The 14,863-nt window shown below is 72.6% G+C and carries 10 protein-coding genes; 1 reads left to right on the top strand and 9 read right to left on the bottom strand.

Going from position 1 to position 14,863, the window contains the following annotated elements:
- The first annotated feature begins 57 nt into the window (after nucleotides 1-57).
- Entirely contained in the window at nucleotides 58-1,893 is a 1,836-nt protein-coding gene (locus MR1_RS03210) for a DEAD/DEAH box helicase (protein WP_409366237.1), read from the top strand.
- 91 nt (nucleotides 1,894-1,984) lie between these two features.
- Here MR1_RS03210 and ligA read toward each other — a convergent pair whose 3' ends face one another.
- From ligA to MR1_RS03165, 9 genes are all read right to left on the bottom strand, one after another.
- A complete protein-coding gene (ligA, locus tag MR1_RS03205; RefSeq protein ID WP_067243237.1) occupies nucleotides 1,985-4,303 on the bottom strand; it encodes an NAD-dependent DNA ligase LigA in 2,319 nt (772 codons plus the stop codon).
- Between the two features lie 163 nt (nucleotides 4,304-4,466).
- Nucleotides 4,467-5,981, bottom strand: coding sequence for a PucR family transcriptional regulator (locus MR1_RS03200; protein WP_067243236.1), 1,515 nt, complete (start codon nucleotides 5,979-5,981; stop codon nucleotides 4,467-4,469).
- Nucleotides 5,978-7,012: an S-methyl thiohydantoin desulfurase domain-containing protein gene (locus tag MR1_RS03195; protein ID WP_084344332.1), complete on the bottom strand. Its 1,035-nt coding sequence runs from the start codon at nucleotides 7,010-7,012 to the stop codon at nucleotides 5,978-5,980. Before MR1_RS03195 ends, MR1_RS03200 begins: the two co-directional genes overlap by 4 nt.
- Before the next feature lie 9 nt (nucleotides 7,013-7,021).
- Nucleotides 7,022-8,158 (bottom strand): DUF917 domain-containing protein, encoded by a 1,137-nt coding sequence (locus MR1_RS03190; RefSeq protein WP_067243235.1) that lies wholly within the window; start codon nucleotides 8,156-8,158, stop codon nucleotides 7,022-7,024.
- Complete coding sequence (locus tag MR1_RS03185; protein ID WP_067243234.1) at nucleotides 8,155-9,252, bottom strand: DUF917 domain-containing protein; 1,098 nt, start codon at nucleotides 9,250-9,252, stop codon at nucleotides 8,155-8,157. The genes MR1_RS03190 and MR1_RS03185 overlap by 4 nt, the downstream gene beginning before the upstream one ends.
- Nucleotide 9,253: 1 nt before the next feature.
- A complete protein-coding gene (locus tag MR1_RS03180; RefSeq protein ID WP_067243233.1) occupies nucleotides 9,254-10,801 on the bottom strand; it encodes a hydantoinase/oxoprolinase N-terminal domain-containing protein in 1,548 nt (515 codons plus the stop codon).
- Between the two features lie 34 nt (nucleotides 10,802-10,835).
- Nucleotides 10,836-12,176, bottom strand: coding sequence for a purine-cytosine permease family protein (locus MR1_RS03175; RefSeq protein WP_067243232.1), 1,341 nt, complete (start codon nucleotides 12,174-12,176; stop codon nucleotides 10,836-10,838).
- Between the two features lie 318 nt (nucleotides 12,177-12,494).
- A complete protein-coding gene (gene mnmA / locus MR1_RS03170) occupies nucleotides 12,495-13,592 on the bottom strand; it encodes a tRNA 2-thiouridine(34) synthase MnmA (protein WP_157517879.1) in 1,098 nt (365 codons plus the stop codon).
- Nucleotides 13,593-13,641: 49 nt separating this feature from the next.
- Nucleotides 13,642-14,823 (bottom strand): cysteine desulfurase family protein, encoded by a 1,182-nt coding sequence (locus MR1_RS03165; RefSeq protein WP_067243231.1) that lies wholly within the window; start codon nucleotides 14,821-14,823, stop codon nucleotides 13,642-13,644.
- Nucleotides 14,824-14,863: the final 40 nt, after the last annotated feature.

The following is a 14,863-nucleotide window of genomic DNA, read 5'->3' as shown; positions in this document are numbered from 1 at the left end:
CCGAGCCCGAGCCGCCCGGGGCCGGTGGATCCGCAGCCGAGGCGCTACGGTTGGGAAGTGGCCCCTGACGATGCGCAGCTGAACGACTCCCCCGACGACGCCGAGGGCGGCGCGACGCCGCCCGGTTTCGACGCGCTCGGCATCACCGGTCCTGTCCTGAAGGCGATCCGCGACCTCGGCTACGAGACGCCGTCGCCGATCCAGCAGGCCACGATCCCGACGCTGCTGAGCGGACGCGACGTCGTCGGGATGGCGCAGACGGGAACCGGCAAGACCGCCGCGTTCGCCCTGCCGATCCTGGAGCGGCTGGACACCTCTGCCAAGACGCCCCGCGCGCTGGTGCTGGCGCCGACGCGCGAGCTCGCCCTGCAGGTCGCCGAGGCCTTCGAGTCGTACTCCGCCCACATGCGCGGCGTCCACCTCCTCCCCGTGTACGGCGGCCAGGGCTACGGCGTGCAGCTGTCGGCCCTCCGTCGCGGGGTGAACATCGTCGTCGGCACGCCGGGGCGCATCATGGACCATCTGGCCAAGGGGACGCTCGACCTCTCCGAGCTGGAGTACCTCGTCCTGGACGAGGCGGACGAGATGCTCAAGATGGGCTTCGCGGAGGATGTCGAGCAGATCCTCGCGCAGACGCCCGAGGACAAGCAGGTCGCGCTCTTCTCCGCCACGATGCCCGCACAGATCCGGCGGATCGCGCAGCAGTACCTGCGTGATCCCGAGGAGATCTCGGTCAAGTCGAAGACCGCCACCAACGCGAACATCACCCAGCGCTATCTCGTCGTCTCGTATGCGCAGAAGGTGGACGCGCTCACCCGCATCCTCGAGGTCGAGAACTTCGACGGGATGATCGTGTTCGTCCGGACCAAGAACGAGACCGAGACGCTCGCCGAGAAGCTGCGCGCCCGCGGATACTCGGCCGCCGCGATCAACGGCGACATCCCGCAGAACCTCCGAGAGCGCACCGTCAACCAGCTCAAGGACGCCAAGCTCGACATCCTCGTCGCCACGGATGTCGCCGCCCGCGGACTCGACGTCGAGCGCATCAGCCACGTCGTCAACTTCGACATCCCCACGGACACCGAGTCCTACGTGCACCGCATCGGGCGGACGGGGCGCGCGGGCCGCACGGGCGATGCCATCAGCTTCATCACGCCCCGTGAGCGCTATCTGCTCGGCCACATCGAGAAGGCGACCCGCCAGCAGCCCACCCTCATGACGCTCCCCACGACCGAGGACGTGAACTCGACCCGACTCGCCCGCTTCGACGACGCGATCACCGCGGCGCTGCAGGAGACGAGTCGGATCGAGGGCTTCCGCGACATCATCGCGCACTACGTGCGCCATCACGACGTGCCGGAGGCGGACGTCGCGGCTGCCCTCGCGATCGTCGCGCAAGGCGAGACGCCGCTGCTCCTGGATCCGGAGAACGACCCCCTCGCCCGCGCGGTGGCGGCCGACAACCGTCCCGTCCGGACGAAGGAGAGGGACGCCCGCGGACCGCGGACCGAACGGCGCGGACGCGGCGACTACACGCCGTACCGGATCGAGGTCGGCCGCCGTCAGCGGGTCGAGCCCCGGCAGATCGTGGGGGCCCTGGCGAACGAGGGCGGGCTGGGCCGCGACGACTTCGGCGCGATCTCGATCAAGCCGGACTTCTCGATCGTCGAGCTTCCCGCGAACCTCGACCCGGGGGTCCTCGATCGGCTGCGCGACACGCGGATCTCCGGCCGGCTCATCGAGATCAAGCCCGATCGGGGCGTGCCGAACCGCCGTGCTCCGCGCGACGCCGATCGACGCGCTCCCCGCGACGCGGACCGCCCGCGCCGGGCCGAGGACCGCCCGCGGCGTGACGAGGACCGGCCGTACCGCAAGCCCCGCCACAAGGGCTGACACGAGGCCGAGCGGCGCGACGGTTCGCGCCGACGCGTGATGGTGCGGTCGCGGGGGTCACCCGCGCCGCCCGGACGCCGTGGCGTGCCCGTCAGTCGAGAGCAGCCGGTCCCTCGGTGACCAGGACGTGGAACTGCGCCGCGTCCAGGATCCGGATGCCGAGCTCCTCGGCCTTGGCGAGCTTCGAGCCGGCGCCAGGCCCCGCGGCCACGAAGTCGGTCTTCTTCGACACCGATGAGGCGGCCTTCCCCCCGGCCTTGATGATCGCCTCCTGCGCGCCGTCGCGGGTGTACCCGTCGAGGCTTCCGGTCGCGACGACGGTGAGCCCTTCGAGCACGCCGCCCTCGGCGACCGCCGCGCCCGGTCCGGGATGACCGGGCGTCGTCCACTGCACGCCCGCCTCGGCCCACTGCCGCACGATGTCCTGGTGCCAGTCGACCTGGAACCACTCCACCAGGGAGTCGGCGATGATCCCGCCCACCCCCTCGACGGCGGCGAGCTCCTCCCGCGACGCCGCACGGATGGCGTCGAGCGATCCGAACCACTGCGCGAGCGCCCGTGCCGCAACCGGGCCGACGTGACGGATGTTGAGGGAGACGAGCAGCCGCCACAGCTCCTTGGTCTTCGCGCGCTCCAGCTCGGCGAGGAGCTTCATCGCCTGAGACGACGGCTGCGGCCCCGTGCGCCCCTCCTTCTTCTCCGCCGCCGTCGGGTTGCGCCGGAAGGGCGCACGGGTCTTCACGATCCCGTCCTCGTCCTCCTTGGGCAGCCCGGTCTCCGCGTCGCGCACGACGACCTCGATCGGGACGATCTGCTCCAGGCTCAGCGTGAACAGCCCCGCCTCCGTCTCCAGCGGCGGCGTCTCCGGACGGCTGGGCTGGGTCAGCGCGGCCGCGGTGACCTCGCCCAGCGCCTCGATGTCCAGAGCGCCGCGGGAGCCGATGTGCTCCACCCGCCCGCGCACCTGCGCCGGGCACGACCGCGCGTTCGGGCAGCGGAGGTCGATGTCCCCCTCCTTCATCGGCCGGAGCCGCGTCCCGCACTCCGGGCACCGCTCCGGCATCACGAACTCGCGCTCGGTGCCGTCGCGCTTGTCGACCACGGGGCCGAGGACCTCGGGGATCACGTCGCCGGCCTTGCGGAGCACCACGGTGTCCCCGATCAGCACGCCCTTCGCCTTCACGACGTCCTTGTTGTGCAGCGTGGCCTGGCGGACGACGCTTCCCGCGACGTGGGCGGGGGCCATCACCGCGAACGGCGTCGCACGCCCGGTCCGGCCGACCGAGACGACGATGTCGAGCAGCGTCGTCTGCACCTCCTCCGGCGGGTACTTGTAGGCGATCGCCCACCGAGGAGCGCGGCTCGTCGCGCCCAGTTCGTCGTGCAGCGCGAGCTCGTCCACCTTGACGACGATGCCGTCCAGCTCGTGCTCGATGTCGTGCCGGTGCTCGCCGAAGTGCGCGACGACCTCCACGACCTCGTCGACCGAGGAGCACACCCGGGTGTGCGGGCTCGTCGGGAGCCCCCACTCGGCGAGGAGCTCGTACACCTGGCTCTGCGCGGCGACCGGCGGGTCGGGCCACGCCCCGATGCCGTGCACGTACAGCGCGAGCGAGGCGATGCGCAGGAGCCCGGCCTCGAGCTCCATGCCGTCCTTCTTGTCGATCTGCTGCCGGAGCCCGCCGCTCGCCGCGTTCCGGGGATTGGCGAAGGCCGGGAAGCGTCGCGCAGCGGCAGCCCGCGCCTTGTCCTCATCGAAGGGGCGCTTGGAGCCGCTGCGCGCCTCCCAGCGCGCGAGCGCCTCCGCGTAGGCGCGCTCCCGGAACTCCGCCTGGGCAGCGTTGAGCCGTTCGAAGGCGGCGACCGGGATGAACACCTCGCCGCGGACCTCGACGATGCGCGGGTGACCGGTGCCGCTCAGCCGCTGCGGGATCCCCGCCACGCGAAGCGCGTTCTCGGTCACGATCTCGCCGACGCGCCCGTCCCCCCGCGTCGCGGCGGAGGTCAGCACACCGTCCTCGTACCGGAGGTTGATCGCGAGGCCGTCGATCTTCAGCTCGGTGAGCCAGGCGACCGGGCGCCCCGCGGCGGCCTGCGTCTTCGCCGCCCATTCGCGCAGCTCCTCCACGGAGAAGACGTTGTCGAGGCTCAGCATCCGTTCGGCGTGCTCGATGGTGGCGAGCCCGGTCGCCTCGGCGGCGCCGACCATCTGCGTCGGCGAGTCCTGCCCCTGGAGCTCGGGATGGAGCCGCTCGAGCTCCTCCAGCCGGTGCATCCAGCCGTCGTAGGTCGCATCGTCGACGATCGACGTGTCGCGACCGTAGTACGCGTCCTTCGCCTCGAGGATGCGGGTGGTCAGCTCCTCGGCTTCGACGCGGGCGTCCTGCAGCGAGATCTCGTTCTCCGGCACCGCCCCAGTCTACGAGCGGCCACGGACGTTGTCCGGGCGCGGCGTCCCCTGCCCACCAAACCCCCTCCTCTCGCCGACGCCCCCTCCCAGATACGACTTCAGGAGGGGGTCTCGGCGGGGAGAGGGGGTTTCGGCGCCCGGAGGCGTCCCGTGACGACCGGGTTCAGGGAATCCGGACGGCGCGGCAGGCGAGGTGCAGCGCCAGCCGGGCCTCGGGATCGCTCATGTCGATGCCGAGCAGCTCCTGCACCCGGCGGATGCGGACGGCGACCGTGTTGCGGTGCAGTCCCAGCGCGGACGCCGTCGCGGCGATCCCCGACTCATGGTCCAGGTACGCCGCCAAGGTGGTCAGCAGCTCTCCCCCGCCCTCGCGCAGCGGGGCGAGCAGCGACTCGGCCGCCGGCACGAACGCATCGTTTCCCGTCCACGCCAGCAGCAGCTGCTCCAGCCCGAGGCTGTCGACGCGCACGAACCAGCCGGTCGCCGAGCGCGCCGCGGCGATGCGCGCCGCATCCCCGGCCTCGTCCAGCGTCACGGCCAGCCCGGCGACGGCGGACTGCAGCGAGCCCACCCCGGTGGCGACGGGGAAGTCGCGCATCGCCGCGACGTGGAGCTCCCGCAGCGCGGCCACCGCCCGCTCCACGCGTGCAGGCCCCGGCGCTTGCGCGAACGTCAGCCAGCCGGTCACACCCCGTCCGGCGGTCGTCGCGTGCGCCTCGGCGTCGATCGCGCCCAGCCCCGCCCGAAGCGAGCGCAGCAGCGAGAACGGGTCCAGCCGGCCGCGCGCGGCCATGTGGAACCCCAGATGATGCCCCTGGGTCCGCCACCCGCGCTCCGCCATCCGTCGCTCGACGTCGTCGTCCGCCGCGCCGCGGAGATCCAGGAAGTCGCGCAGCAGCGCAGAGGACACCGCCGCGTCGTTGACCGCGGCGACCTCGTCGATGAGGATGCGCGCGGCGATGGCGGGCATCGCGATCTCCGCGGCGACGGACAGCGCCTGCAGCTGCGCCTCGCCGAGTCCGTCCCCGAAGATCGCGAGCCGCAGCCCGGTCCGGCCGGGGCTGTCGACGCGGACGGACGCCGCCGCCGCGCCCTCGGCACGGGCCAGGTCGGTCCACGAGTCGAACCCGATCGCCGCATGCAGCTCCTCGCGGAGGTGCCCGCCCGTCTCCAGCACCACGCCGGTCCGGTCGATGAGCGCCACGCCCCGGCCCAGGTTCGCCGCGATATGCCGCAGCAGATCGGCGAGGTCCGCCGCGGAGTATTCGAACGACTGCGCCACCTTCCGCACCAGCCCCAGGGTGAGGGCGTCGCGCGCCTCGATCAGCATCCAGCAGGACCGCGCGAGCTGGACCGGCCGGGCCACGTCCAGCAGGCTGAGCCCGAGGCGATCGGCGAGGCGGCGCGCTCCCTGATCGACCTCCGACGCGCCGGGGACGGCGAGAGCGGTGTAGCCGCGGTCCCGCACCCGCCGGATCATCGCGTCCTGCTGCCACGTGGTCGCGGGCATCCGCGTCATGAGGATCGCGAGGCGTCCCGTGCCGGGATCGCCCAGATCCTCCTCCCGGCTCTCGACGGCGACCGCCTCCCACTGCGCCTGCGCGGGCCCCGCGATCAGGCGGAGGCCGCCGGTGCCCGGCTCCGCGAGCAGCGCCGACAGGCTCAGGCCCGCGCTCACGCGGCATCCAGTTCGACGAGCCCGTAGGCGGAGGGCCGAACGTGGCGCGCCCGATCGGGCCGCGCCTCCCACCAGGCCGGGGCCGGGATCGCCAGCACCGCGACATGACGGGCGAGCGAGAGGTCGGTCACCTCGAGGATCTCGCGCGAGACCGCGTCGATCACGACGATCACCGTGGGTGACGACGCGACCAGCCGCCCGTCGCTGACGAGCGCGAGCGTCTCGGATCGGGTGATGATCCGATGGACGGTCCCGTCGGTGCCGGACACCTCGACGGCGCTCACGTGCGGATCCGCGGCGTACGGTGCGGACGAGAGGATCCGCCCCTCCGCGAGCAGGCGCGCGCCCAGCGCGTCGGCCAGCTCGGCGAGGGAGCGCCCCGAGGACCGGACGAAGGCCCGTCCCAGCTCGCGGGCGTGCGCGAGGTGCCCCGGGATCGCGTGCTCGCGCAGGTCGCCGACGGTGAACCCCGCGAGCACGGCCCCTCCCGCGCCTCCCGCCTGGATGATCGCCGCCCGCACGACGCGCTCGGCATCGATCGCCCGTCCCGCCTCGACGAGCGCCACGCCTCCGGCGCCCGTCTCGCAGGCGAACACCAGCCCGGGCACCCGGTCGACGAACAGCGACATTTGATCGAGGCCCGGCACGGCACGCCCCGTGCAGTCGGCGTCGACCACCGTGTGCGACCCGGCGAGCAGCAGCGGGGCCAGGCCGTTCAGTCCGCCCCCTTCGAGGGAGCAGACCGCCGGCACGGGGTGTCCGAGCCAGCGCTCGACCGCGCCCAGCAGCGGACGGAACGGATCGCTTCCCGGCATCCGTTCCCCGAGCAGCATGGTCGCGCCGACGAAGGCGACCCCGAGGCACGGCGTCGCGGGATCCAGCTCCTCCGGCAGGGCGGCCTCGACCGGCCACGACCCCGACCCGGCGAGCATGAGCTCCAGCATGGTGGTGGAGCCCCCGCCGCCCGAGCCGAGCAGCGCGTAGCCGCGTCCGAGAGCGGCCAGGTCCTCACGCCCCATCCGGCTCGCCATGGGACCAGCCTAGAGCGTGGACCCTCGGTCGCCCGATGCGGTCGGCTCCTCCACGACCAGGTCCTCCACGGGAACGAACCGCTCGTCCAGTCCGAACGCCGAGGGGCCGAAGGCGGCGAGCGCCTCCGGGGTGCGCATCATGTCCGGCGTCGAGATGCCGAGCACCCGCACCCGCTGACCGTAGCGGAGCCCCTCGGTGGTGACCGGCTCGGCGCTCTCGTGGTCGACCACGCAGATGAGGTCCGGCACGATCGCCACCAGCCGTCCGCCCCGACGCGCGACGAGGTTCTCGTTCTGGAACGAGATCTCGAAGGGATCGCCCTCATCGCCGAGCGGCGCGATGATCGCGCGTCCCTTCGCGAAGCCGTCCGTCGTCCGCCGTTCGACGTCGATCACCTTGCCCACGCAGAGCTCACGCACATGGGCGTAGAGGGTGCGCGACAGCGTGTCGGCGATCGCCGCGAACGGCGAGCGGTGCTCCTCGCGCGCCAGGCGGATCGCCCGCCCCAGCGCCAGCGCCATGGAGAGCGTCCGGGGAACGGCCGTGCGGCGCACGTCCGCACCGCTCATCGCGTACTCCGCGATGTGGCCCACGCCGCCGAGCCGGATCGTGATCCCCCGCGCCAGCCATTCCATCTGCCTGTCGTCGTCACCGGTGTCGATCACGACCCTCTCCCCGCGCTCCCCCGCGAGCGCGAGCGGGGAGCCGTGCACCCCGTAGACCGCGAAGGTCTCCATCGACAGCTCGGGGAACGCGCGGCCCATGCCGTCCGCATCGACGACCGGCAGGCCGGTCTCGGCAGCGACGACGAGGGGGATCATCGAGTTGATCCCGCCGCATTCGATCGGCATGGTCGCGTCGGCCGTGCGTCCGAGGTGCTCCTCCAGGGTGCGCAGCGCCAGGGTCGGCTCCGTGCCCGCCGGGATCTTCTCCACCATCACCGTGGGCGCGCCCATCTGCGCGGTCGGGATGACGAACAGGTCGTCGGCGAGCTCGTCCGGGTCGAGCACGGTGATTGCGCCGTCTCCCAGGACGCGCTCGACGAGCATGGTGCCGATGTAGGGGTCGCCGCCCCCGCCGGTGCCGAGCAGGGTCGCGCCCCGCGCGAGGTCCGGCAGATCCGCCGCCGTCAGCTGCCAGCTCATGCCACCGGCTCCGTGGCGGCGGCCGTCGAGAGCGTCCCGTCGAAACGACGCGCGGGCGTGTCGTAGCCGAAGTACCCGGGGCCCACCATGGCCAGGGCCTCCGCGGAGTGCCAGCGCTCGTCCGCGGGCGCGGCGATCACACGGACCCGCTGGCCGTACCGCAGGCCCTCGGTGGTGATCGGCTCGCCCGACTCGCCCTCCAGCACCATGATCAGATCCGGTGTGGTGGCGAGCACGTCGCCGTCCTTCTCGGCGACGAGGTGCTCGTTCTGGAACTGCAGCGTGAGGGAGGTCCCGGCGTCCCCGTCGATCCGGGCGCGGCCGCGGGCGAACCCGGTCGTGGTCGCGCGCTGCACGTCCACGACCTTGCCGTCGAAGAGCTCACGGCCGCCCAGGAGGATGAGGGCCGCGTCGACCGGGTCGGCCTTGTCCTCCCGTGCGGCGGCGATCGCCTGGCCGATCGCGATGCAGCGCGAGAGCGATCCCCGCACGAGCGAGGTGCGCGCCTGCGTCCCCGACATCGAGAAGCCCGAGATCATGACGGAGCATCCCATCTCCACGCAGGCGACGCGGGCGATGCGTTCCGTCCACGAGTTGTCGACGGTCTGCAGGACGCCGGTGTTGCCCTTCTCGTCGCTGAACGCGAGCGGCGACGCCGTCACGCCGGAGAGGGTGGGCAGCACCATCTGCAGTTCGGGGAACGCCCGCCCCATTCCGTCCGCGTCGATCAGCGGGAGGCCCAGTGCCGCCGCGGCGGCGATCGGGATGGTGGAGTTGACCCCGCCGACCTCCGCACAGGCGATGTGGGTGATAGCGCGGCCCAGGTGCACGCCGAGGGCGCGCACCGGTTCGACGACCTCGGCCAGACTGGGCAGCTTCTCGACCATGACCGTCGGGGCGCCCATCATCGCCACGAAGAGCACCAGGGCGTCGTCCGGGACGTCGTCCAGATCGACCACCGTGACCTCGCCGGAGCCGAGCGCCTGGCGGGCCAGCAGGGCCCCGATGTACGGGTCTCCCCCGCCCCCGGTGCCGAGCACCGCTGCGCCGCGGGCGAGTCCGTCGATGTCCTCTGCCGTGATGGTCCGGGTCATGTCACGCCCCCATGTCCAGGTCGCCGACCGCCTTCGCGCGGATCCGCGTGGCGTTTCCCGGCAGGTACGGGATCGGCACCTCGTCGAAGTCGATGACGGAGACCGTGGACGGCTTCGCCCCGGCGGCGATCGCCTTGTCGACCGCCTCGGCGCGCACCTCCGCGATGGTCTCGTCCCTGCGGCCCGGCGCGATCGCGTAGACCTTGTCGATCTCGCCTCCGACCTGGGCGATCGAGGCCCCGATCGCGTTGGCGACCGCGTAGTTCTCCGGGCGGTGCACCGTCCCGAACAGCGGCAGCTCGTCGGGCAGCAGGATCGATCCGCCGCCGACGGCGACGACCGCGATCGGATCGGGCGAGGTGCGCATCCGGTCCACGGCCTCGGAGACCCGCTCGGCGATGCGCTCGAGCACGCGCGCGACGAACGCGGGGTCGAGGTGCGCGACCTTGGAGGCGTCGCCCACCTCGGCCCTCCCGGCCGCCACCGCGATGTCGGTCGCGGTCAGTGTGCTGCCGCCGAAGACGAGCGCCTCGGTGGTGAGGCGATAGCCGACGGAGGCGGGGCCGACCTCCCCCGTCTCCTCGTCCACGATGCTGCCCCCGCCGATGCCCAGCGAGAGCACGTCCGGCATCCGGAAGTTGGTGCGGATCCCCGCGACCTTCACCTCGTTGGCCGTCTCCCGGGGGAAGCCGTTGATGAGGAGCCCGACGTCGGCCGTCGTTCCGCCGACGTCGATCACCGCGCAGTCGGCGAGCCCGCTGGTGGCCGCGGCCCCGCGCATGGAGTTGGTCGGGCCCGAGGCGAACGTGGCCACCGGGTATCGGCGCACGTACTCCTCGTCCATCAGGGTGCCGTCGTTCTGGCTGAGGAAGATCGGCGCCTCGATGCCCTGCGCACGGACCGCTGCGGTGAGGCCGTCGACGATCTCCGAGGCGAGCTCGCGGAGTGCGGCGTTGATGATCGTGGCGTTCTCGCGCTCCAGCAGCCCGATCCGGCCGATCTCGTGCGAGAGCGAGATCGCCACGTCCGGCCCCAGCACCGCGCCGACGATCTCGGCCGCCTGGGTCTCGAGGTCGTGGTTGACGGGGCTGAACACCGACGAGATCGCGACCGAGCGCACCCCGTTGGCCTTCATGTCCTCCGCGTGCGCCCGGAGCTCTTCCGGGTCCAGGGGCGAGATCGGACGACCGTCGAACTCGTACCCGCCGTGCGCGAGGTAGCTGCGCGCCTGCGTGGCCTCGACGAGGACCTCCGGCCAGTCCACGAGGGGCGGGAGGGCCCGGGTCGCCGGAAGGCCCAGCCGCAGCGCCGCCGTCGGCGCCAGCCGGCTGGCCTGCACGAGCGCGTTGATGAAGTGCGTGGTTCCGATCATGACCGCGTCGATGTCCCCGCCCTCGAACGAGTGCCCCGCTCGGAGGTCCTCGATCGCCTGGACGATCCCGCTCGTCACGTCCGGGGTCGTCGAGTGCTTCACCCCGGCCAGGGTGCGGGTGCCGTCCATGAGGACGGCGTCGGTGTTGGTGCCGCCGACGTCGATGCCGATGTGCATGGTGCTCGCTTTCGTGTGGAGGATTCGGGATCGGTCAGGCCGCGGCGCGCGCGGTGTCGGCGGAGGCCGCCTGGCGAGTGGTGGCGACCCCGACGCCGTGCACCCAGCCGAGCTTGCCTGCGACGATGTAGAGCACCATCGAGAGGAACAGGCTGAGCAGGGACGGGATGCCCCAGGTGACGAAGTAGCCGACCAGGGACGAGACCAGCCAGACGACGATCGTCGCCGGGACGATCCGCGGGGCGGTCGCGGGCAGCGTCCCGGCGTCGCGCGTCGCGTCCAGCGCGGGGCGCCAGCGCCGCACCACGTAGTACTCCGCGACCATGATCCCCGCGATCGGCGGGAACGCGACGCTCAGCACGACGAGGAACTCGGTGAACTGCCCGAGGATCCCGACGGCCGCCAGCACCGATCCGACGACGCCGAGGACGATCGTCGTCGTCACGCGGTGCAGGTTCTTGCCGAAGGCGGTGGAGATGAAGTTCACCAGGCCGAGGGTCGAGGAGTACAGGTTCCAGTCGTTGATCTTCAACGTGCCGGTGAGGACGATGAACAGGCCCACGAATCCGACCGAGGACGTCACGATGGCGACGATGTCGCCGGTCGCCGCCGCGTGCGCCAGCAGGACGCCCGCGAGACCGATGACGAACTCCCCGAGCGAGACGCCCACGACCGTCTGCTTCACGACGTCCGCCCGCGACCGGTTGAACCGGGTCATGTCCCCCGTGATGATCGCCCCCACGATGAGGCCGCCCGCGACGATGCCCGTGCCCGCCCACACGCTCATCGTCGGCCCCGGCGCCGGACCGGTGACCAGCTCGACGAGGTCGTGGCGGGTGAGCTCGCTGATCACGGACCAGCCGACCAGGATCAGGAACAGCGGCACCGTGATGTTCGCGAGCCACTGCATGCCGACGAAGCCGAAGGCCACGATCGCCGTCACCGCGAGGCCGAAGATGAGGCTCCAGACCCAGACCGGCAGCGCCCCGGGCATGAGCGCGTCCAGGGACTGCGCCGAGATCGCGGACTGGATGCCGAACCAGCCGATCAGGCTGATGCCGATCGCCAGGCCGACGAGCGATGCGCCGATCTCGCCGAAGCCCGTCCAGCGGGCCAGCAGCGCCGTGTTCAGCCCTTCGCGCTGGCCGATGAAGCCGACCACGCACATGATCACCTCGAGGATGAGCGAGCCGAAGAGGAACGCGAGGAACGCCTCGCCGAAGGTCATGCTGTAGCCCAGGGTCGCGCCGAGGAGGAACTGCGACAGCGCGGACACCTGTCCGAACCGCTGGACCGCGATCCCGAACCAGGGCTTGCGCGCGTCGGGAGTCACCCGGGAGAGCGCGAAATCATCGGTGTGCGCCATGCGTGCCATGAGGTTTCCTTCGGGAGGAGGACGGGTTGTGGCCACCGTAGTCAGCGCAGTCCTCCAGCGAAATGTGCATACTGCACGCCCGAGCGCATCGGATGTGCACTCTGCACGCTTCCCGGCCGCTTTCCGAATGTCTCTCCCCCGGCTCCCCCTGCGCCATCGACCGAGGCAGGTCCCGCGAGACCCCCTCTCCCCACCCAGACCCCCTCCCAGATACGACTCTGAGAGGGGGTCTCGGCGCGGAGAGGGGGTTTCGGCCGAAGGAGAAGGACGGACCCACGCGGACCGGGGAAGCGAAGGGTGCGGGGGGACGGCGACGGGTCAGACGGCGGCGGGGACCGCGGACACCGTGGCGTCGATCGTGAACTGGCCGAGCACGCGCGTGCCCGCGTAGAGCACCGCGCTCTGCCCGGGGGCCACGCCGTCCAGCGGCCGGTCAGGGACCACGCGGATCCCGTCCTCGCCCACGAACGCCCGGGCGGGCACCGGATCCGCGTGCGCGCGGATCTGCACGTCGCACACGAACTCGTCCTCGTGCGGCGCCGCCCCCGCCCACGACCGGCGGTGACCCGAGATCTCCGCGATCGCGAGAGCCTCCTTGGGCCCCACCACGACGGTGTTGCTCACCGGGCGGACCTCGAGGACGAAGCGCGGCTTGCCGTCCGGCGCCGGGACGCCCAGGCGCAGCCCGCGGCGCTGGCCGACGGTGAACGCGTGCGCGCCGTCGTGGGAGCCCACCACGGCGCCCGAGCGATCGACGATGTCGCCCTCGGCGCTGCCCACCTTCTCGGCGAGCCAGCCGCGGGTGTCGCCGTCCGGGATGAAGCAGATGTCGTGGCTGTCCGGCTTCTGCGCGACGCTGAGCCCGCGCTCGGCCGCCTCGGCGCGGACGAGGGCCTTCGAGGGGGTCGAGCCCAGCGGGAACAGCGTGTGGGCGAGCTGCTGCGCGGTGAGCACGCCGAGGACGTAGGACTGGTCCTTGGCGGCGTCCGACGCCCGGTGCAGCTCGAGACCGTCCTCCCCGTCGACCAGGGTCGCGTAGTGCCCGGTGCAGACCGCGTCGAAGCCGAGCTCCAGCGCGCGCTCCAGGAGCGCCGCGAACTTGATCTTCTCGTTGCAGCGCAGACACGGGTTCGGGGTGCGTCCGGCGCGGTACTCGGAGACGAAGTCCTCGATGACGTCGTCCCGGAAGCGCTCGGAGAAGTCCCAGACGTAGAACGGGATGCCGAGCCGGTCCGCGGCGCGGCGGGCGTCCATCGCGTCCTCGATCGTGCAGCATCCCCGGCTGCCGGTGCGCAGCGTGCCGCCGGCCCGGGACAGCGCGAGATGGACGCCGGTGACGTCGTGCCCCGCCTCCACGGCGCGAGCCGCGGCGACCGCGGAGTCCACGCCACCGCTCATCGCCGCCAGGATCCGCATGTCTCCAGTCTACGAGCGCTCGCCAGGGCGAGGGCCGGACGAGCGTCGCTCAGCGGTGCCCGGCCGCGCGTCGGTGCACGTCGCCGATCACGGCGGTCACCGCGTCGACGTCCTCGTCCGCCGTCGTCCGCCCGAGACTGAACCGCAGCACGCGCCGCGCCTCCGCCTCCGAGCGCCCGAGCGCCTGGACGACGTGGGACGGCTCGGCGACCCCCGCCTGGCAGGCGGATCCCGCGGACGCGGAGATGCCGGCCTGATCGAGCAGGAGCAGCATGCTCTCGCTCGGCGCCGCGGGGAAGAGGATGTTCGCGTTGCCGGGGAGCCGGGACGGCCGGTCGCCGTCCCCGTCCGGGTCGCCGAGGAGCACGGCGCCGGGGACCGCGGAGAGGACGCCGTGGACGAGGCGCTCCCGCAGGGCACGCAGTCGCCGCCCCTCCCCCTCACGTTCCTCCTCCGCGCACTCGGCCGCCCTGGCCAGCGCCGCGGCCCCCGCGATGTCCTGCGTGCCCGGCCGCAGCCCGCGCTGCTGCCCGCCGCCGTGCAGCAGCGGGGCGATCCGCGCGGTCCGCGAGACCACGAGCGCCCCCGTGCCCACCGGCGCTCCGATCTTGTGCCCGGCGACGCTCATGGCGACGAGGCCGACGCCCGCCGGCGCATCCGCGCGCAGGACGCGGAACGGCACCGCGACGTGCCCGAACGCGGCGACCGCGTCCAGATGCAGCGGGACGCCCGCCCCCGCGGCGGCCCGAGACAGGCCCGGTGCGTCGTTCACCGTGCCGACCTCGTTGTTCGCGACGAGAGCCGTGGCCAAGACCGCCCCATCGTCCGCGAGCCCGCGGGCGAACGCCTCGAGCGGGATACGGCCGACCCCGTCGACGGGCACCGGGATGACGCGGGCGCCGTCCGCGGCGAGCGCGGCGACCGTGTCCAGCGTCGCGTGATGCTCCCCGTCCGGGAGGATCACCGCATCCCGGTCGTCCGCACGCCCTTTCCAGAGCCCCTGGAGCGCCAGGTTGACCGACTCGGTGCCGCCGGAGGTGAAGACCACCTCGATCGGATCGGCGTCGAGCACCGCGGCGAGGCGCTCCCGCGACTCCTCCAGGATCCGGCGCGCCTGCTGTCCCGCGCCGTGGGTGGACGAGGCGTTCCCCACGACCGCGGAGGCCCGGACCCACTCCTGCGCCGCCTCGGGGCGCAGCGGGGACGTCGCGGCGTGGTCGAGATAGTGCACACGACTACTCTCGCACCCCCGTGCCGTTCGGGATCCGCAC

The sequence above is a fragment of the Microbacterium resistens NBRC 103078 genome, from assembly GCF_001552355.1.
Taxonomy (GTDB): Bacteria; Actinomycetota; Actinomycetes; order Actinomycetales; family Microbacteriaceae; genus Microbacterium; species Microbacterium resistens.
This window is presented reverse-complemented; position numbering and strand designations above follow the sequence as displayed.